This window comes from Trueperaceae bacterium, assembly GCA_036381035.1.
Lineage (GTDB): Bacteria > Deinococcota > Deinococci > Deinococcales > Trueperaceae > DASRWD01.
In genome coordinates this window covers 14,164-32,722 of sequence record DASVDQ010000003.1, presented here as the reverse complement: position 1 = coordinate 32,722, position 18,559 = coordinate 14,164, and the positions used below count along the sequence as shown (strand labels likewise).

General features: G+C 73.3%; 18 protein-coding genes. 3 read left to right on the top strand and 15 right to left on the bottom strand.

Going from position 1 to position 18,559, the window contains the following annotated elements; genetic code table 11:
* Position 1 precedes the first annotated feature (1 nt).
* Both VF202_00305 and VF202_00300 read right to left on the bottom strand, forming a co-directional pair.
* Positions 2-703 carry a rhomboid family intramembrane serine protease gene (locus VF202_00305; protein HEX7038535.1) on the bottom strand — a complete coding sequence of 234 codons (702 nt, stop codon included), beginning with the start codon at positions 701-703 and terminating at the stop codon, positions 2-4.
* Between the two features lie 9 nt (positions 704-712).
* Positions 713-1,375, bottom strand: a complete 663-nt coding sequence (locus VF202_00300) for a hypothetical protein (GenBank protein HEX7038534.1) — start codon at positions 1,373-1,375, stop codon at positions 713-715.
* 73 nt (positions 1,376-1,448) lie between these two features.
* Between VF202_00300 and VF202_00295 the strand changes: the two genes are divergently transcribed.
* A complete protein-coding gene (locus VF202_00295; protein ID HEX7038533.1) occupies positions 1,449-2,339 on the top strand; it encodes a diacylglycerol kinase family protein in 891 nt (296 codons plus the stop codon).
* Between the two features lie 166 nt (positions 2,340-2,505).
* Here the strand turns inward: VF202_00295 and VF202_00290 are convergent, their stop codons facing one another.
* Entirely contained in the window at positions 2,506-5,361 is a 2,856-nt protein-coding gene (locus tag VF202_00290; protein HEX7038532.1) for an S-layer homology domain-containing protein, read from the bottom strand.
* A 427-nt stretch (positions 5,362-5,788) separates the two neighbouring features.
* On the opposite strand from VF202_00290, the gene thyX reads away from it, so the two are divergent.
* Positions 5,789-6,691 (top strand): FAD-dependent thymidylate synthase, encoded by a 903-nt coding sequence (thyX, locus tag VF202_00285; GenBank protein HEX7038531.1) that lies wholly within the window; start codon positions 5,789-5,791, stop codon positions 6,689-6,691.
* Positions 6,691-7,149, top strand: a complete 459-nt coding sequence (locus VF202_00280) for a 23S rRNA (pseudouridine(1915)-N(3))-methyltransferase RlmH (GenBank protein HEX7038530.1) — start codon at positions 6,691-6,693, stop codon at positions 7,147-7,149. The genes thyX and VF202_00280 overlap by 1 nt, the downstream gene beginning before the upstream one ends.
* Here the strand turns inward: VF202_00280 and VF202_00275 are convergent.
* The 12 genes from VF202_00275 to obgE all read right to left on the bottom strand — a co-directional run bounded on the left by VF202_00275 (position 7,118) and on the right by obgE (position 18,475).
* Positions 7,118-7,795, bottom strand: a complete 678-nt coding sequence (locus VF202_00275; GenBank protein ID HEX7038529.1) for a hypothetical protein — start codon at positions 7,793-7,795, stop codon at positions 7,118-7,120. The genes VF202_00280 and VF202_00275 overlap by 32 nt on opposite strands.
* Before the next feature lie 48 nt (positions 7,796-7,843).
* Complete coding sequence (locus VF202_00270) at positions 7,844-8,221, bottom strand: iron-sulfur cluster assembly protein (protein HEX7038528.1); 378 nt, start codon at positions 8,219-8,221, stop codon at positions 7,844-7,846.
* Positions 8,222-8,388: 167 nt separating this feature from the next.
* Entirely contained in the window at positions 8,389-9,453 is a 1,065-nt protein-coding gene (gene rodA / locus VF202_00265; protein HEX7038527.1) for a rod shape-determining protein RodA, read from the bottom strand.
* A gap of 110 nt (positions 9,454-9,563) precedes the next feature.
* Positions 9,564-11,273, bottom strand: a complete 1,710-nt coding sequence (locus VF202_00260; GenBank protein HEX7038526.1) for a BatA domain-containing protein — start codon at positions 11,271-11,273, stop codon at positions 9,564-9,566.
* Entirely contained in the window at positions 11,273-12,898 is a 1,626-nt protein-coding gene (locus VF202_00255; protein ID HEX7038525.1) for an acyl-CoA carboxylase subunit beta, read from the bottom strand. Before VF202_00255 ends, VF202_00260 begins: the two co-directional genes overlap by 1 nt.
* Complete coding sequence (locus VF202_00250) at positions 12,895-13,200, bottom strand: hypothetical protein (protein ID HEX7038524.1); 306 nt, start codon at positions 13,198-13,200, stop codon at positions 12,895-12,897. The genes VF202_00255 and VF202_00250 overlap by 4 nt, the downstream gene beginning before the upstream one ends.
* 381 nt (positions 13,201-13,581) lie before the next feature.
* A complete protein-coding gene (locus tag VF202_00245) occupies positions 13,582-14,238 on the bottom strand; it encodes a phosphoribosylanthranilate isomerase (protein HEX7038523.1) in 657 nt (218 codons plus the stop codon).
* A 79-nt stretch (positions 14,239-14,317) separates the two neighbouring features.
* Positions 14,318-14,713 carry a YraN family protein gene (locus tag VF202_00240; GenBank protein HEX7038522.1) on the bottom strand — a complete coding sequence of 132 codons (396 nt, stop codon included), beginning with the start codon at positions 14,711-14,713 and terminating at the stop codon, positions 14,318-14,320.
* 8 nt (positions 14,714-14,721) lie between these two features.
* Complete coding sequence (gene rsfS / locus VF202_00235; GenBank protein HEX7038521.1) at positions 14,722-15,114, bottom strand: ribosome silencing factor; 393 nt, start codon at positions 15,112-15,114, stop codon at positions 14,722-14,724.
* Between the two features lie 25 nt (positions 15,115-15,139).
* Positions 15,140-16,429 (bottom strand): LCP family protein, encoded by a 1,290-nt coding sequence (locus VF202_00230; protein ID HEX7038520.1) that lies wholly within the window; start codon positions 16,427-16,429, stop codon positions 15,140-15,142.
* A complete protein-coding gene (gene yqeK / locus VF202_00225) occupies positions 16,413-17,024 on the bottom strand; it encodes a bis(5'-nucleosyl)-tetraphosphatase (symmetrical) YqeK (GenBank protein ID HEX7038519.1) in 612 nt (203 codons plus the stop codon). Before yqeK ends, VF202_00230 begins: the two co-directional genes overlap by 17 nt.
* A gap of 164 nt (positions 17,025-17,188) precedes the next feature.
* A complete protein-coding gene (gene obgE / locus VF202_00220; GenBank protein HEX7038518.1) occupies positions 17,189-18,475 on the bottom strand; it encodes a GTPase ObgE in 1,287 nt (428 codons plus the stop codon).
* Positions 18,476-18,559 lie beyond the last annotated feature (84 nt).

Here is an 18,559-nt window from a genome sequence, read left to right as displayed (position 1 = left end):
GTCAGCGCCGCCGCCCGCGCGCGACGACGTTCGTCCACACCAGGCCGAAGACGAAGCCGCCCACGTGCGCCCACCACGCCACGCCGCCCTCGCCGGCGGGCAGGCGCAGCGAGGCGCCGGCCTCGAGGAGCTGCAGCAGTGCCCAGTAGCCGATGAACACCCAGGCGGGCAGCCAGAACAGGAAGAACCGCGGCACCCTCGCCAGCAGCGACAGCGCCAGCCAGGGGAGGAACAGCGGCGGCACGAACGTGAGCACCTGCTGGCGCGGGAAGAGGGCGATGTAGGCGCCCAGCACCGCGCTGATCGCGCCGGAGGCCCCCACGAGCGGCACCGGGGAGGGACCGGCGAAGAGCGTGTGGGTCAGGGTCGCGACGGCGCCGCCGAGCAGGTAGAAGAACAGGAACCCCACGCGGCCGAAGCGGTCCTCGACGTTGTCGCCGAACACGACGAGGAACACCATGTTCGACAGCAGGTGGGCCCAGCCCCCGTGCAGGAAGAGGCTGGTGAAGAGGCTGAGCAGCGAGTCGCCGGGTGAGCGGACGAACTCCGCGGGCACGAAGCCGAAGTCGGCGACGAAGCCGAGCAGCGTGAAGAAGTCGCCGATGCTGCCCATGTAGAGGAACACGAGCACGTTGGCGGCGACGATCGCCCACGTCAGGTACGGCCGGCCGTGCGCCGGGTTCGCGTCCCGCAGCGGGATCATCGGCCGGCGTCAGCCCTCGAACGGTGCGGTCTCGTGGTGCTGCCTCAGCTTGACGACCGTGGCGGCCGGCACCTCGCCGCGCACCGTGGCGCCGTGGTAGATCACGCAGCGCCTGCCGACGAGCGTGCCCGGAGCGAGGACGGCGTTGCAGCCGATCGAGACGCCGTCGCCGATCGCCGCGCCGAACTTGCGCAGGCCCGTGCCCACGCCGCCGGAGCGCACCTCGTCCCCGAAGGCCTTGAAGTTCGCGACCTTCACCCCCGCGCCCAGGTTCACGTCGTGGCCGACGACGCTGTCGCCCACGTAGTTGAAGTGGGGCGCCTTGGCGCCGCCGAGGAGCAGCGAGCGCTTGACCTCGCTGGCGTGGCCCACCGCCGCGCCCGGCCCCAGCACCACCGGCCCCCGCAGCCGCGCGCCGTGGCCCACCTCGGCGCCGTCGGCCAAGTAGACGGGGCCCGTGAGGTAGGCGTGCGGCCCGACCCTGGCGCCCCGGCCCATGTACAGCGGCCCGTCGACGACCGCGGTGGGATGGACGTCGCCGGCTTCCGTGACGAGCGCGTCGCCGAACTCGTCCAACCGCGCCAGGACGCGCCACGGCAGCTCCTCGTCGAGCAGGTGCCGCAGCTCGCCGGGCACGCGCTCCAGGTCGAACAGGTCCGCTGTGGTGAGCATGGCGCCAGTCTAGCGGCCGAGGGCGGCGCCGGCCGCGGCGTCCACCGCGTCGAGGGCGGCGGTAGAATCCGCCGTGCACCACGTGGTGTTCAACCCCGTGGCGGGGCGCGGCGCCGCCCGCGCCGCGCTGGGCGACCTCCTGCGCCTCCTCGACGCCGCCGGCCTCGAGCACGCGCTGCACGTGACGAGCGGTCCGGGCCACGCCACCGCGCTGGCCGCGGACGCCCCGCCCGGCGCCACCGTCGTCGCCGCGGGCGGCGACGGCACCGTGCACGAGGTGGTGACGGGGCTGCTGTGCGCCGAGGGCGCCCGGCGGGTCCGCAGCCGCGCGCTCGGCGTCGTGCCCCTCGGCTCCGGCGACGACTTCGCCCACGCCCTGGGCCTCGCGCGCGGGGACGTGGCCGCCTCCGTGGCGCGCCTGGCCGCCGGCGAGCGCCGCCGCGTTGACCTCGCCTTCGTGAACGGCGCGCCGTTCGTGAACGCCTTCGGCACCGGCCTCGACGCCCACGTCGCCCACCGGCTCTCGAGCGCCCCGGCCTTCCTCAAGGGCCCCGCCGCCTACCTCTACGCGGTCCTGTCGAGCCTAGGCGGCGCCAGGCCCGCCGAGGCGGAGGTGCGCGTCGACGGACGGGTCGTGTTCGCCGGGCGCTCGCTGCTGGTCGCCGCGCAGAACGGTCCGCGCACCGGCGGCAGCTTCCGCTTCGCCCCCGTGGCCAGCGTCGACGACGGCCTGCTCGACGTCGTCGTGGCCGGAGACCTGAGCACGGGCGGCACGCTGGCCCTCCTCCCCCGCGTGATGCGGGGCACCCACCTCTCGCACCCCCGCGTCGCCCTGCACCGCGGGCGCAGCCTCAGCGTGGAGTGGTCGGTGCCTAGGTACGGCCACGCCGACGGTGAGTCGGCCGGTCAGGGGCGGAGCTACGTCGTAGAGCTGGAGCCGGGCGGGCTCACGGTCGTCGCCTAGGGCCGCGCGGCCCGCCCCTGGAGCCCGGCCGAGGCAGCCGCCCCGGCGGACCCGGCTGCCGGCGCGTCTCGGTGGCTCGGGTGTCCGCGCGGCCGTCACGCCAAGAGGAGACCCCGCCCGGGTGGGCGGGGTCTCCGGTTCGCTGCGGCGCTAGGCCGCGGTCGACTTACTGGAGGTCGACCGTGTAAGCGATCGAGAAGGCCTGGGCGGACGAGCCGACACCGTTGTTGTCGTTCTGGTACACGCCGTAGGCGAACTCGAGGTCGAAGTAGTTCCAGATGACCTCGTAGCCCGAGGTGCTCTGGGTGCCGGTACCGGCCACGTCGCCGCCGCTGATGTCCGTCGCGAAGTCGCCAGCGCCACGGGTGTTGGTGGCGTTGTTGATGTTCGTGCCGGTCCAGGAGCCGTACTTCGCGGTCAGGGTGCTGTGGTCGAAGATGAACTGGTTCAGGACCAGTCCCACGCTCCACTGCAGCTCCGTCGCCGTGAAGGTCTGGGCGTCGCTGTAGTTGGCGGTGCGGTAGTTGACCGCGCCGACCAGGCTCGGCTGCGTGTAGACGTTGAGCGGCTCGGTGGACAGGCCGGCGCCGACGCGCAGCTCCGTGTAGTCGTCGCTGAGCGTGTCGGAGTCGTTGTCCATGGTGTAGCCGACGTACGGGGTGACCGTCACGATCGAGACCGTGAGGTCCATGTCGGCGTTCACCTCGAGCAGCGTGCGGCTGAAGTCGGCGTCGAGCTGCGAGTAGCTCGCCTCGAGGTTCAGCCCGTGCACCAGCGCGTTCTCGGCGTCGCCGTCGTGCGTGAGCGAGACGCCGAAGCCGGTGTTGAAGTTGTCGTCGCGCTCGACATCGGCGCCGGCGAGAGCCACCGGGTTCTCGTTGCCGTCGATGAACGTGCGGACGTCGTCCACGACCGTGCCGTTCACCGAGGCCTGGTGGAAGAAGCCACCGAGGCTGAAGCCGGCGAACAGGTCGGCGCTGGCGTCGACGCCGAAGGCCGTCACGCTGTCGCCAGCGGTCGTGCCGTAGGAGTCGAAGTAGGCGTCGAGGTCGAGGATGAAGAGCGCCAGGCTGGCGTTCACGCCGAAGCCGGTCTGGTCCTCGGCGAAGGGGAAGCCGCCGTCGTCGGCGCCGAGGTTGTAGCCGTTGGCCGTCCACTGGTCGCCGATGCTGCGGTAGTTGGCACCGAGCGACGAGAGGATCGGGATGCCGGCGCCGGCCGTGTCGACGTCGAGGGTGGCGTACAGGACGCTCTCGGCCGTGAGGGCCGGGTTCGTGCTGCTGCCGTTGGCCCACTCGAAGCCGAGGTCGAACACGCTGAGGCTGACGCTGCCGTCGACGCCCCACACGGTCGTGGTGACGTTGTCGGCGAGGACGTCGTCCTTGTCGGCGGCGTTCTCGGCCTGCTGAGCGAAGCTGCCGCCCAGCGTCACGCCCTCGAAGGGCGAGAGCGTCAGGCGCGCGCCGCGCAGGTAGGTGTCCTGGGCCGGCGTCGTGTAGACGACCGTGAGCGTCGGGTCGACGAAGCTGAGGAAGTCGACGTCCGCCACGGTGGCGACGAAGCCGGGGTCATCGGTGGCCACGACGTACGGGGTGAAGCCGGTCTCGACGTCGGTGCCGAACTGGAAGGTCAGCGGGGCGGCGCCGATGGGCGAGAACGTCGTCGTGAACTCGTCGATGCGGAACAGGTTGATCGGCTGGCCGAAGTTGCCGCCGTTCGTGTCGAAGTCCTGCGACTCGATGTCGATGACCAGGACGGCCTCGAACGAGTTGAGCGCGTTCGGGCTGCCGGCGCCGTCGAACGTGGAGCCCGCACTGAAGGTGAGGCTCAGCGTCGCCGAGGCGGTGCCCGAGGTCTGCTCGATGTCGTGGCGGTCCTGCGCGACCTCGCCGACCTCCGTCCGGTAGTTGGACGAGGAGCTGGAGTCGCCGTCGAGCTCGGCAGCGCCGGACGAGAACACCGAGGCGCCCATGTCGCGCTCGTTGTTCAGGCCGTAGACGCGGTCGACGTCGAACGGGTTGCCCAGCACGCGGCCGACGAAGTAGCTGACCGAGATGCTGCCCGTGATGCCGAGCGGGTTCTCCTCGAGCGCGGTGACGCGGTCCTCGAGGGCCGCGATGGCGGCGCTCTGCTCGGCGTCGCTGGCCTCCAGCGCCGCGACGCGGTCGCGCAGGGCGACCTGGTTGCGGTTCAGGAGGATGACGAACTCGCGCAGGTTGGCGATGTCGCTGCGGTTCCGCTCGATGGCGTCGGACAGGGCGGCGTTGTCGCTCGGGGCGACGGGACCGCCGACCTCGCCGAGGGCGGACTCGAGGTCGTCGATGCGCTCGCTCAGGACCTGGGCCAGGCGGTTGAGCGCCGCGATCTGCTCGGCGTTCTGGGTGGCCTGGGTGTTGGCCTGGTTGGCGAGGCTGTAGGCCTCGTCCGCGCGCGCGGCGGCGGCGTCGGCCTGGGCCTGCGCCGTGTCGATGGCGACGCGCTGCGACGCGATCTGGTTCTGGAGGTCACGGAGGACCGCCGGATCGACGCCGCCCGCTTCGCTCAGGCGCGCTTCGAGCTCGTCGAGGCGAGCCGCGGTGGCGGCGACCTCGTCGGAGAGACCCGCGATGGCGGACTCAGCCGAGGAGAGACGCTCGCCCTGGGCGGAGACCTCGTCGGACAGGCCCGCGATGGCGGACTCAGCCGAGGAGAGGCGTACGCCCTGGGCGGAGAGGTCGGACGAGAGCTCCTGGACCGCGTTGCGCAGCGACTCGATGTCGGCCCGCGACAGAGCCAGGGCAGCGTCCAGGTTCTCGCTCAACACGTCGAGGAGTCGGCTGACCACGAGGGCGGCCTGGTAACGGGTGAAGGCCTCGTTACCACGGAACGTCCCGTCGGGGAAGCCGATGACGATGCCTAGGTCAGCGATGCGGTCGACGGCGTCGCCGGCCCAGTGGTTCGCCGGGATGTCCGGGAACGAAGCCTGGGCGAAAGCGCCGCTCGCCAGCACTGCTGCCAAGAGCGTTACTGCGAGCTTCTTCATGTGGTTTACCCCTTGAACTGATGACATTGCATGAACCCGATGCGCTTCTCACGTCAAGGGGGCCCGGGAGTTTCCGTGTTTCCTCGCCGCGCCCTGACCATCCGCTGGAAGTGTCATCGGTGACCCCCACGCTCCGGGGCCGGTTCAAGTAGGTGCACCTCCTTTCGCTGCGGCCCAGGACCCGAGAGAGTCCGACCCAGAGTAGACCACACGGTACGACTCATGTCAACGCCGTGAAGGTCCGATGAGAGCCCAGGATGCCCATGCGCAAGGGACCAAAGTCCCCATGTGAAGGTCGCTACTCATCCACTTCTCATCTTTCGGCCGTGGGCGTCGGCGGGTGGGTCGCCCGCCCCAGCGAGCCGGGGCGCGCACCCCGCGCGGGCGGGCGGGGTACCCTCCGTCACCGGACTGCTACAGTCCCGGCATGGCGAGAGTCGTCGTGCCCGCAGCCGAGGAGCTCCTCGACAAGCCCATCGCCGTCCTGGACCACGGTTTCGTGCGCCTCGTCGACTACCTGGGGGGCGACGACAGGATCGTCCAGGCGGCGCGCGTGTCGTACGGGCAGGGGACGAAGACCGTCCGCGAGGACGCCGCTCTCATCGACTACCTCCTGCGGCACCAGCACACCAGCCCGTTCGAGCAGGTGATCTTCACCTTCCACGTCAAGATGCCCATCTTCGTGGCGCGCCAGTGGATCCGGCACCGCACGGCGCGGCTCAACGAGATCAGCGGCCGCTACAGCGTGATGAGGGACGAGTTCTACGTGCCCCGGCGCCACGAGGTGAGGCTCCAGAGCAAGGCGAACAAGCAGGGCGGGGACTCCCGGGAGGTGCCGCCCGAGCTGCAGGAGCGCGTGCTCGACGTCCTCGCCGGCGGTCAGGCGCGCGCCTACGAGGAGTACGAGGGCCTGCTGGAGCACGACGTCGCGCGCGAGCTCGCCCGCATCAACCTGCCGCTCTCCCTCTACACGGAGATGTACTGGCAGATCGACCTCAACAACCTCTTCCACTTCCTGCGCCTGCGCATGGACTGGCACGCGCAGTACGAGATCCGCGCCTACGGGGACGCCGTCGCGACCGTGGTGAGGGCCGTCTGCCCCCTGGCCTACCAGGCGTTCGAGGAGCACGTGCTGCACGCTCGGTCGCTCTCGCGCACCGAGCTCGCCGCCGTCGTCGCGGCGCTCGACAGGGCCGCGCTCGCGTCCGCGCTCGCCCGCTCCGGCATGCGCCGGTCGCGGCGCGCCGAGCTCCTCGCGAAGCTGGGCCTCACGGAGAAGGACCTGCCCCGGGTCGAGGAGCGGAGCCCGGTACCCGGCGAAGCCAGGTAGTGCGCTACCGGCTCGTCGCGGTCGGCTCGCTCAAGCGCGGGCCGCTGGCGGAAGCCGCCGAGCGCTACGCGCGGCTGCTGCGCGGCCTGGCGGCGCTCGAGGTCGTCGAGGTGAAGGACCGCTCCGCGCTGGGTCCGCCGGAGGCCAGGTCGCGCCACGCCGCCGAGTCGCTGCGGCACGCCGACGGACACCTCCTGCTGCTCGACGAGCGGGGCGAGCAGCTCACGACGGCGGAGCTGGCGGAGAGGGTCACCGGGCTCGAGCGCGCCGGCGTCAGCCGCCTCACCCTGTTCCTCGGCGGTCCCGACGGCCACGGGGCGGAGCTGCGCGCGGCGGCGCACGGCGCCCTCGCCCTCTCCCGGCTGACCCTGCCGCACGACCTGGCGCGCGTGGTGCTGCTGGAGCAGCTCTACCGGGTCGAGGCCCTCAGGTCCGGTCACCCGTACCATCGGGCGTAGCGGCGGTGAGCGCGGCGTAGAGGCCGAGCATGTCGGCGGCCGCGGCCGCCAGCCGGTCGAAGCCCACGGGCTCCGGCTCCTCGAGCGTGAGCAGCACGTTACGGCCGCCGATCACCACGACGGGCGCCACGCGCCCCCGCGCCGGCGGCGCCTCCGCCGCGGAGGGCCCGGAGCACAGCAGCCGCCGGAGCAGCTCGCGCACCGGCGCCGTCAGGAGCGCCCTGGCCCCCGCGGCGTCGCGCGCGTAGACGGCCAGGCGGCCGTCGAAGTCGGGGTCCACGCCGGTCTCCACGCGCTCGCCGCCCGTGCGCCCGGCCTCGATCAGCTCCATCGCCTTCCCGAGGCGCTCCGTCACCCGCATCGAGACGAGCGCGACCACCGGCTCGGCGCGCACCAGCACGCAGCTCCTGAGGCCCGTCACGCGCCCGGCCGGGCCGATGCGCTCGCGCGCCTGGTCGAAGAGCACGAGCCGGGGCTGCCCCGGACGCGACAGCGCGTACACGGGCGCCACCTCGCCGGGCCCGAGGCCGAGCTGGTCCTGCAGGCGCCCGGCGAGGTCGTCCCACGGCGCTAGCTCGAGCTCCTTCGCCAGCGCCAGCCAGCCCTCGGCGCGCGCGTCGGTGCGGCGCCGCCTCTGGAAGAACATGGGTAGGAAGATACCGGGTCGGGGCGGCCGCGCGCGGCGGCGCCCGGGTCAGACGTTGAAGCCGAACATGCGCATCTGGCGCTTGCCGTCCTCCGTCATCTTCTGCGGGCTCCACGGCGGCGACCAGACGAAGTCGACCGTCACCGAGTTGACGCCGTCGACCTTCATGACGGCCAGCTCGGCGTCGGCCTGTATGAGGTCCTGGACGGGGCAGCCCATGCTCGTCAGCGTCATCTCGATGCCGACGTTGCCGGCGTCGTCGATGTCGACCGTGTAGACGAGGCCCAGGTCGACGACGTTGACGGGGATCTCGGGGTCGCGCACGACCTTCAGCGCCTCGAGGACCTGGGCGCGGATCGCCTCCTTGCCGCCCGGCGTGGCGGGGTCGGGCGCCGCGGCTGGGGCTGTCTGCCCGGTGTCGCTCATGGCACCGACGTTATCAGAGGGCCTCGCGGCGCGGCGTAGCGGTGGAGCGGCGCCGGGCACGCCTGGCGCCGTGCGAGCGCGTCACTCCCAGCGAGAGTCCCGGACCACCCGCTCCAGACGCGCCCCGCGCCCCGGCCGCGCGCGTGCTCGGGTGCCGGCGCCTCGACTCACCACTCGGCGTAGCGGTCGCGGTGCACCGTGAACGCGATCGCCAGCGCCAGGAGGGTCGAGAGGAGGCTCGTGCCGCCGTAGGAGACGAGCGGGAGCGTGATGCCCGTGACGGGCGCGAGGCCCAGCGCGACGCCGATGTTCACGAGCACCTGGAAGCCGATGAGCACGACGACCCCCACGATGATGAGCTGGTCGCGCTCGAACGGGCACTCCGACGCCATCGACACCAGCCGCCAGAACAGCAGCCCGTAGAGGATCAGCAGCGTCACCGACGCGACGAAGCCGCCCTCCTCGGCCAGCACGGGGAAGATGAAGTCGGTGTGCTGCTCTGGGATGAAGCCGAGCTGGCCCTGCGTGCCCTGCTTGTAGCCCTTGCCGAACAGGCCGCCGGAGCCGACGGCGATCGTCGCCTGGATGATCTGGTAGCCGCTGCCCTTGGCGTCGGCCTCGGGGTCGAGGAACGACAGCAGGCGGGCGCGCTGGTGGTCGGCCAGGTTCGGCAGGACGACCGTGGGGGTGGCGATCACGACGGCCAGCACGATGAGCACGAGCTGGCGCCACGGCACCCCCCGCACCAGCACCATGCCCGCCGCGATCATCGCGATCACCAGCGCCGAGCCCAGGTCGGGCTCCACCAGCACCAGCGCCACGGGAGGACCGGCGAGGGCGCCGATGCGCAGGTAGTCGAGGAGACCGCGTATGGGGCGCTCGTGCATCGCCGAGGCCAGGGCGAGTATGAGGGCGATCTTCGCCAGCTCGCTCGGCTGGAAGCCTGGCAGGGGCCCTACGTAGAGCCACGACTTCGCGCCGTTCACCTCGCGCCCGATGAGCTGGACGAGGACGAGGAGCCCGATGCTGAGGACGTAGAGGTGCGGCGTGAAGCGGACGATGCGCACCTTGCCGATCCAGAGCACGGCGGCGCACAGCAGCACGCCGCCGCCCAGGAAGGCGAGCTGACGCTCGAACTGCCCGCCGCCCGCCGCCGCGCTGTTCAGCGTCGCCAGGCCCATGGCCAGCACGAGGGCGGTGACGAGCGGCAGCCCGAGGTCGGCGCGGGTCACGCGGGCAGTCTAACCAGGGCGATCCCGGCGGCAGAGTGGCGCGGTTCCCGTTCCGGCGGGCGCCGTGAGCGGCGTCGGGCAGCGCCGGGCGTGCCGACCCGGCGCACCGGTCAGCTCGCCGCGAAGCGCGTGCGGCGCAGCACCCACTCGGCGAGCAGGGCGGCGAGCGCGAGGGCCGAGAGCACCACGGCGACGGGCGTGGGCGCGGCGCCCTCGGGCGGCGCGGCGCCGGCGCGACGCGGGGCCGGCGGAGCCTCCGCGGCCGGCGAAGCCTCCGCGTCCGGCTCCCGCGCTCCCGCCGCCTCCGGCTCCCCTGCCGGCGGGGCCCGGTCCGCCTCCGCCCCGGCTTCGGCGGGCAGACGCGACTCGCCGGCCGAGAGCAGCGAGGCCATGACGACGCGCCCGTCATCCTGCTCGTAGACGCCGGGCTCGAACCAGGGCCCGAGGTCCCCGACCGCCTCGCCCAGCCGCGCGCTGGCCGTGGTGCCCAGGGCGGCCACCACGTTCGCGAACAGCGCGGGGAAGGCTGGCCTCAGCGTCAGGTCCGTCTGGCTGGGGTGGAACGCGAACTCCAGCGCCAACGGCTCCTCCTCCCTGACCCTGATCACCGGCGTCAGGTCGGCGGTGCGCGCGAGGACGCGCCACCCCTCCTCCTCCGCCGGCCACGGCTCCCTGCCCGGGTCGAGGCCGACGACGACCTCGGAGAGGTCGGCGAAGCGCAGGAGTGGGTGGGCCCTGTCGAAGTCGCGGATCACGGCGTACTCGGGCTCCTGCGCGGGCGCGGCGAAGGAGACGTAGGGGCCCGGCGCGGCGGGCGGCAGCCCCGAGGTGAGCACCCGCAGGTCGGCCGCCAGGAACGCCGCGCCGCGGCTGTAGGAGACCTCGGCCGCCGGCACCGCCTCGAGCGCCCGCGTGGCGGCGCCGTGCGTGTCGTCGGTGACGACCGCGACCGGCCTGCTGCCGGCGTAGGCGACGTCGTCGAGCGGCAGCGCGTCGGGCGGCCCGTCGAGGCGCGCCGCGATCACGCCGGAGAGGTCGGGCAGCGGGAACGTGACGGTCCCGACCCCGTCGGCCGGCACCAGGACGTCGGAGGAGGCCAGCTCCTCGCCGTCCCTCTCGAGGACCACGCGCGTCTGCACGGGCCGCGGGCCGCTCGCCACCACGCCGACGAACACCTGCCCGACGCCGACGGTGAAGGCGCTGATGCCGACGTTCTGCGCCTCGTCGCCCACGGCGTGCACGCGCGCCGCGCCGAGCGACAGACGCTGGTCGGTGATCACGTGGACCTCGGCGCCCGGCAGCAGGTCCGCGGCGAGGTCGAGCGCACCGTCGATGTCCGCGGAGGCGTCGCCGGCGACCAGCGACGCGATGGCCTCCTCCCGCTCGGCCGCGCCCGCCTCCAGCGGGGCGATCAGCGTCGGCTCGACCCCGGCACGCACGAGGGCGACGCGGCCGGCGCCGCGGGACAGGTCGCGGGCCAGGTCGCGGGCGAGGTCGAGGCGCGTCGAGGCCTCGCCGGACGCCGCGGCCATCGAGGCCGAGGCGTCGATGACGACGACGCGGTCGGGCGCCTGGCCCGCGACGAGCGCCGGGCGCGCCAGGGCGAGGGCGGCGAGCGCGGTGAACAGCAGCTGGACGAGGAGCAGCCAGGAGGGCTTGATGCGGCGCCTGCGCGACGCCGCCTGCGTGGCGCGCTCCCACAGGAACAGCGCCGACACCTCGTGGCGCAGCCTGCGCGCCCGCAGGAAGTGGAGCAGCACCACGACGGGCAGGGCCGCCAGGAGCCAGAGGAAGGCGGGGCTGCCGAAGGTGAGCGACATCAGACCTGGAACACCCCCAGCGGGAACGACTCGGCGACGGGCGCGCAAGCGCAGGCCTCGAGGGCGCGTATCAGCACGTCGCGCAGCTCGCGCGGGGCCACGACCTCGTCGACCCACAGGCGGGCCGCGGCGTAGCGGATGTCGAGCGCCTCGTCGTAGCGGGACGCGACCTCACGCCGCAGCTCATCGAGCGCCTCGCCGTCCACCTCCCTGCCCTGGCGCCTGAGCTGCGCGGCCTGGATGTCGAGCAGCGTGCTGGCGGCCTGCTGACCGCCCATCACGGCGTAGCGGGCGCTGGGCAGGGCGAAGATGAAGCGCGGCGCGAACGCCTTGCCGCTCATCGCGTAGTGCCCGGCCCCGTACGAGCCGCCCAGGATCGCGCTGATGCGCGGCACGACGCTGTTGGACACGGCGTTCACGAGCTTGGCGCCGCGGCGGATGATGCCCTCCCGCTCGCTGTCGCGGCCCACCATGAAGCCGTTGACGTCGTGCAGGAAGATGATCGGCACGCCCGCCTGGTTGCAGTTCAGCACGAAGCGGGCGGCCTTGTCGGCGGCGTCACCGTAGATCACCCCGCCGATCTCGATGCGTCCCCGCTTCCTGATCACGCGCTTCTGGTTCGCGACGATGCCCACGGGGTAGCCGCCGAGGCGGCCGTTGCCGCACACGAGCGTCTCGCCGTAGTCGGCCTTGTACTCGTCGAAGGGTCCGGCGTCCAGCAGCCGGGCGAGCACCTCCCTGACCTCGTACGACCTGGCGCCGCCCTCGGCGGGGAGCAGCTCCTCGAGCCCCGCCGGGTCCTCGGCCGGCGGCGCCGGTTCGACGCGGTCGCGCGCCCACGGCGCCGGGTGGGGCCGGGCGTAGCCGGACGCGAGGCTGCGCAGGCGCTCCAGCGCGGCCTCGTCGTCGGGCTCGCGGTAGTCGACGGTGCCGGACACCTCGGCGTGCATCGCCGCGCCGCCCAGCTCCTCGGAGCTCACGTCCTGGCCTATCGCGGCCTTCACCAGCGCGGGCCCGGCCAGGTAGAGCCCGGAGCCGTCCGTCATGACGAGCTTGTCGCACATCACCGGCAGGTAGGCGCCGCCGGCCACGCAGTTGCCCATGATCGCCGCGAGCTGGGGGACGCCGAGGGCGCTCATGCGCGCGTTCAGGTAGAAGACGCGTCCGAAGTCGTCCTGATCGGGGAAGATCTCGTCCTGCATCGGCAGGTAGACCCCGGCCGAGTCGACGAGGTAGACGGTAGGCAGGCGGTTCTCCAGCGCGATCGTCTGCGCGCGGATGACCTTCTTCGCCGTGATCGGGAAGAACGCCCCCGCCTTCACGGTGGCGTCGTTGGCGATGATCATCCAGTCGCGTCCGTGGATGCGGCCGAGGCCGGTGATCACCCCGCCGCAGGGCGCGCCGCCGGCCTCCGGGTAGAGCTCCCACCCGGCGAAGGCCATGAGCTCCTGGAACGCCCCCGCCTCGTCGTCGACGAGCCTGGCGATGCGCTCCCTGGCGGTGAGCCGCCCCTTGGCGTGCTGCCGCTCCACCGCGCGCTCCCCGCCGCCCCTGGCGATCAGCGCGCGCTGCTCGTCGAGCAGCCTCACCGCGTCGGCCCAGCCGGGGAGCGCCGCCCTGCTCACGCGCTCCGCACGGCGAGGACCACGAGCAGCCCGCCGCCGGCGTTCTCCAGCGCGTGCTCCTCGCCGCCCTCGAGGGCCACCAGCCGCCCCTTCCCCACGCGCTCGGTGGCGTCGCCCGACCTGACCAGCGCCTCGCCTTCCAGCACCTGGTAGACGACCGCCTCGCCCTGCCGGCCCTGCCACGACTGGCCGGCCTCGAAGCAGACGAGCTCGCAGGTCAGGCCGCCGACCTGCAGCAGCCGGCCTACCTGCACCTCGGCGAGCGAGAAGCGGCGGGCGGTAGCGATGTTCACGGTCTGCATGCGCTCACAGCCTCCTCGGACCGGCGTGGGGACGCGCCGGCGGTGGGTCTCGCCCGGCGGCGTGCCCGGGCGCCTGGCGTGTGGCTAGCAGCGTACATCGGCGGGGCGCCCCGACCCGTGCCGGACGGCCTCCGCGGCGCACCCGCGCCGCTGTGGATAAGTGTGTCTATTGACAGGCGGCGCCCGTTCTGATATTGCCGACGGCGCGTCGGGGCGCCCGAGAAGATGCCGTCCTGGACGGCACTCGCCGTTTCGGCGCGTCCTGCCCGCGACCTTCTCCGGAGCCCGCCGCCTTGTCCACAGACCTGCGGAGAATCGACCCTGTTTGTGGATAACTCCGGCACCCTCGTCGCCGCCGCAGCGAACGCGGCGCGGCCTGCCTCAGCCCGCCGCGGTCCGCCCGGCCGGGCTGTGGATTACCACCGACCGCGCCGCCCGCACGAAGGCGGCCATGAGCCTCCGGTCCTTCACGCCGGGAGCGGACTCGACGCCGGAGCTGACGTCCACGGCGTAGGGCGCGAGCGCCCTGATCGCGGACACGACGTTGCGCGGCGTGAGGCCGCCCGCGACGACGAGGCGCGGGTGGCCGCGCCAGGCGGCGGCGCCTTCCCAGTCGAACGCCCGACCAGAGCCCGGCTCGCGGGCGTCGAGCATGAAGGCGTCGGCGGGGTAGCCGTCGAGCGCCTCGGGCGTGGGGGCCCCCTCGGCGGAGACGGCGCGCACCACGGCGGCCGCCTCGCGCACGGCGGCGGCGTAGGCGACGTCCTCGGCGCCGTGCAGCTGCACGGCGTCGAGGCGCAGGCGCGAGACGAGCCGCAGCACCTCGTCCAGCGGTTGGTCGCGGAACACGCCCACCTTGACGACGAACGGGCCGACGGCGGAGACCACCTCGCGCGCGGCGGCCTCGTCGACGCGACGCCGCGACTCGGCGAAGACCAGGCCGATGGCGTCTACGCCCAGCTCCTCCGCCGCCAGGGCGTCCTCCGGCCTGGTGAGCCCGCAGACCTTCACCTTCACCGGCCGTGCCCGCCCGCCCATCAGGTCGACCTCTCCCGCATGGGCCCGCCTCCGGCGCCGGCCGCCCGGCCCCACTTCGATCGGCTCGGCACCGCGGCCATCAGAAGGCGTCCTCCACGTGGCTGATCACGGTTCTCGGGCCGTCGCCCGCGACGAGCACGGCGTCGAAGCGCGCGGGCGCGTCGGGCCGCCCGAGCTCGAAGGCGAGGAAGCGGGCGGCCGCACGGCGCACCCGCCGCAGCTTGGCCGCCGACAGCGACTCGCCCGCGCCGCCGTGGTCGGCCGAGCGCCGCTGGCGCACCTCGACGAAGACCACGGTGCCGTCCGGCGCCCGGCAGACGAGGTCGATCTCCCCGCCCCGCAGGCGGTAGTTCCGCCTCAGCACCTCGTAGCCCCGGCCCACGAGGGCGCGCTCGGCGAGCTCCTCGGCCCAGTGCCTCGGGGCGGCCGCGGCGGCTCCGGGCGCGGCACGGTCGGTCCCCGCCCCCGCCGCCATAGCGCCGGTCAGCTCGGGACCACCTCGACCCGGTTCGCGTCGGCCCACAGTCCCTCCAGGTCGTAGAACTCGCGCGCTTCGGGGCTCATGACGTGAACGATGACGGTGCCGTAGTCGATGAGCACCCAGCGGTTGGACGGCCCCTCGACGCCCCTGGGGAGGTGGCCGGCCGCCTTCATGCGCTCGCGGACGCTCTCCTCCATCGCCTGGAGTTGCAGCGTCGACTCGCCCGAGGCGATGACGAACCAGTCGAGGGACTCGGACGCCTCCCGCAGGTCGAGCACGGCGATGTCGACGGCGCGCTTGTCGTCGAGCGCGTCCACTATCGTCTGGACCTCGCTCGGGACGCCCCCCTCGGTGGCGGCCACGGCCTCGGCCCCGGTCTCGGTTGTCGCTGCCAACGCTCCTCCGCTCCCGTCGCCGCGCCTAGTGGGCGACGCTGGCCATGACGGCCTCGTCGTGGTCGATCCGCTCGGCGGCGTCCGAGCCCAGCACCAGCTCGAGCTTCACGCTCCGCCCGTCGTACGGGTCCATGCGGTCGACCTGCTGCTTGCTGGCGTGCAGCAGCTCGGCGTAGTAGTCGGCGTCCGACCACGCGTCGAGCGTCGCCAGCAGCCGCGTGGGGCCCGGCTCGGCGCCGTCGCCCTCCCGCAGCGTGATGAGCTCCTCGGGCACGCCGGCCGCGACCAGCGCGTCGACGTACACGCGGCCCAGCCCCGGCACGCCGGAGCGGTCGGTGACGAGCAGGCCCTGCTCGGGGGGCTCGCTGAAGTCGCGCGCCACGCCGCCGAACGTCTGCGCCATGAACGCGCGGACCTCGGCGGGGTCGTAGAAGACGGCCGTCGAGCCCTCCCTCTCGGAGACGGGGAGCGTGGCCGTGGTGGCCAGCCGCAGGTTCGGCACGCGCGCCGCGAGCTGCCGCAGCAGGGCGGGGCTGGCGTTCGTCTCGACGTCGTCAAGGAACGTCTCGACGAGGCTAGGCACCAGCGTGACGGCGCGGACGTTCATCTCCTTGACGCGCTGCAGCATCGCGTAGGCCAGCCGCTTGACGTTGTCGATCCTGTCGATGTCGCCGCGCAGGGTGCTGCGGTACCTGATGAAGAGGCTCGCCTCCTCGCCGTTCATGTGCCGCGGACCCGGCTGGAAGTCGATGAGCAGCCCGCCCGCGTTGTCGCGGTGGTACATGCGGTACGGGACGTCGACGGTGACGCCGCCCAGCGCGTCAACGAGGTTCTGGAAGATGTCGAGGCTGACGATCGCGTAGTAGTCGACGGGCACGCCGAGGATCGCCTCGACGCGGCTGCGCAGGCCCTCGGCCCCGCGCCGGGCGTAGACGCCGTTGATCCGGTAGTCGAGGTCGGCGAGGAAGGTGTCGCGCGGGATGGCGATGAGCGTGATGTCGTCGTTCTGGACGTTCACGTAGAGGATCGTGTCGGTGTTCGTGCCGAGCGTGCTGGTCTGCAGGTTCACCGGCCGCCAGGCGACGATGTTGCCCTCGTCGTCGTAGACCGGGTCCGACCGGTCGTAGGCGATGTGGATGTCGCGCCCGGCGACGACGAAGCTGGCGTGGAAGTCGTCCTCGTCCAGGCCGAGGAGCCGGCGCTGGTCCTCGGAGAGAGCGCCGCGCTGCACGTCGCGCGTCAGCCAGTAGCCGGCCAGGCCGGCGAGCGCGACGAGCACGCCGAGGAGGGTGACGAGCCTAGCCCTGGCGCGCATCGCGTCCCTGCAGCGACTCGTACGCCCGCAGCGTGGCGGGGTGGATCTCCTTGCCCGTCCGGCGCAGGTACTCGACCTTCGCCGCCACGGCGCGCGCGTACGCGGCCCACAGGTCGGTCATGGCCAGCTCGCGGACATCGTCGTTGACCCCGCGTCCGGGCTCCGAGACGTCGGCGACGTAGAGCGCCGCGCCCACGCGGTCGCCGGCCTCGACGCCGAAGACGTGGCCCTCGACGGCACCGAGTACGACCTCGTCGGTGACGCCCCACCCCTCGGCGAGGCGGCGAGCGGCCCGCCCGTGCATCGCCAGCGGGTGCGACGCCTCGACGGCGTTGCGCGGGCTCACCAGGCCCAGCAGCTGCTCGTCGGTCATGTCGCGCGCGGCGTCGTGGAGCAGCGCGGCGAGCTCGACCCTCTCGAGGTCCTCGAGCGAGAAGCCGTTGCTGCGGCCTATCCGCAGCGCCAGGTCGGCCACCCGGCGCACGTGAGCCAGGCGCTCCGGCGTCACCAGCTCCTCCACGCGGCCCAACAGGGCCCGCGCTGCGGCGCTGGTGAACTCGTGCTGGGTGCTCTCGACGATCGCGTTCTCGGTCATGAACTGATGGCGTCCGCCTCGCCCCCCGGGCGAACCTGCGGAGAAGCTATCACGCCCGCATGAGGGTCCAGCGTCCCGAACGGCACGTGCCCGGACCCTCGCGTCCGCGGCCGTCTCCCCCTCGGCCCCGCCCGCCGTCCCGCCCTCGGCTCCCGGAACCCGCGCTAGGCCCCCTCCGCCTCGGCCTCGCCCGCCGGCTCGTCCTCGGCTAGGTAGTCGAACGTGGCCTCGCCGATGTGCACCTCGTCGCCCGTCCTGGCGCCGGCCCGTTTCAGGAGCCTGTCGATGCCCAGCGCGCGGAAGTGCTGCTGCAGGTAGGCGACGGCATCGCGGTTCGTGGGGTCGAAGCGCGAGACGAGCGCCTCGACCTCGGTGCCGGTCACGACCCAGCCCTCCCCGCTCGGATGGCGCCTCACGCGCGGCGGCTCCGCGGCCGGGCGCGGACCCCGTACGGGCGCGACGCCCTGCGGCCGCGGCGGCAGGAGGTCGAACAGCGCGTCCTTGAGGTCCTCCAGGCCCGTGCCCTGCGTCGCGGAGGCGAAGACCACGGGCAGGCCGGAGCGCGTCAGCTCCCGCTCGAGGCGCGCGCGCTCCGCGTCGTCCACGAGGTCGACCTTGTTCGCCGCCAGCAGCGCCGGGCGGTCGAGCAGCGCGGGGTCGTACTCCCTCAGCTCGCGGCGCAGGGCGCGCAGGGCGTCCGCGGGGTCCTGGGAGGAGTCGACGACGAACGCGAGCAGGCGGGTGCGCGACACGTGCCTCAGGAAGTCGAGGCCCAGCCCCTTGCCGAGGTGCGCGTCCTCGATGATCCCCGGGATGTCGGCCATGGTGAGGCGCTCGTGCCCGCGCTCGACCACGCCGAGGTTCGGCGACAGCGTCGTGAACGGGTAGTCGGCGATCGCCGGACGGGCGCTGGAGAGCGCGGCGAGGAGGCTCGACTTGCCGGCGTTCGGGTAGCCGACGAGGCCGACGTCGGCGATGACCATGAGCTCGAGCCGCAGGCGGCGGCTCTCGCCAGGTGTGCCGCGCTCGGCGAAGCGTGGCGTGCGCCGCGTGGCGGTGGCGAAGGACGCGTTGCCGCGGCCGCCCTTGCCTCCCCTGGCCACGACCGCGGTCTGCCCCACCTCCACCAGGTCGGCGACGACCTCGCCGGTGTCGCGGTCGGTGGCCCGCGTGCCCACCGGCACGTCGATGTAGACGTCGGCGCCCGCCCTGCCGGCTCGCTCCCTGCCCTCGCCCTGACCGCCGGTGCCGGCCCTGAACGTCGTGCGCCCCACGAGCTTGTCGAGGGAGGTGATGTCGTCGACGGCCCGCAGGTAGACGGAGCCGCCGTCGCCTCCGTGGCCGCCGTCGGGTCCGCCCTTGGGCACGTACTTCAGGCGCAGGAACGACAGGCCGCCGTCGCCGCCCTTGCCGCCCTGCACCGTGATGTCGAGCACGTCCCTGAACGGCATCGCGCCACCCCTGACGAACGGCGCGGCCCCCTGTCGAGGGCCGCGCCCGCGTGTCAAGCCTCTTGCGGGGCCCGCCTCGGCCCC

Coding starts and splice junctions, on each gene's coding strand:
- VF202_00305 (HEX7038535.1), bottom strand. CDS start 703: ATGATCCCGCTGCGGGACGCGAACCCGGCGCACGGCCGGCCGTACCTG.
- VF202_00300 (HEX7038534.1), bottom strand. CDS start 1,375: ATGCTCACCACAGCGGACCTGTTCGACCTGGAGCGCGTGCCCGGCGAG.
- VF202_00290 (HEX7038532.1), bottom strand. CDS start 5,361: ATGAAGAAGCTCGCAGTAACGCTCTTGGCAGCAGTGCTGGCGAGCGGC.
- thyX (HEX7038531.1), top strand. CDS start 5,789: ATGGCGAGAGTCGTCGTGCCCGCAGCCGAGGAGCTCCTCGACAAGCCC.
- VF202_00275 (HEX7038529.1), bottom strand. CDS start 7,795: ATGTTCTTCCAGAGGCGGCGCCGCACCGACGCGCGCGCCGAGGGCTGG.
- VF202_00270 (HEX7038528.1), bottom strand. CDS start 8,221: ATGAGCGACACCGGGCAGACAGCCCCAGCCGCGGCGCCCGACCCCGCC.
- VF202_00260 (HEX7038526.1), bottom strand. CDS start 11,273: ATGTCGCTCACCTTCGGCAGCCCCGCCTTCCTCTGGCTCCTGGCGGCC.
- VF202_00250 (HEX7038524.1), bottom strand. CDS start 13,200: ATGCAGACCGTGAACATCGCTACCGCCCGCCGCTTCTCGCTCGCCGAG.
- VF202_00245 (HEX7038523.1), bottom strand. CDS start 14,238: ATGGGCGGGCGGGCACGGCCGGTGAAGGTGAAGGTCTGCGGGCTCACC.
- VF202_00240 (HEX7038522.1), bottom strand. CDS start 14,713: ATGGCGGCGGGGGCGGGGACCGACCGTGCCGCGCCCGGAGCCGCCGCG.
- VF202_00230 (HEX7038520.1), bottom strand. CDS start 16,429: ATGCGCGCCAGGGCTAGGCTCGTCACCCTCCTCGGCGTGCTCGTCGCG.
- yqeK (HEX7038519.1), bottom strand. CDS start 17,024: ATGACCGAGAACGCGATCGTCGAGAGCACCCAGCACGAGTTCACCAGC.
- obgE (HEX7038518.1), bottom strand. CDS start 18,475: ATGCCGTTCAGGGACGTGCTCGACATCACGGTGCAGGGCGGCAAGGGC.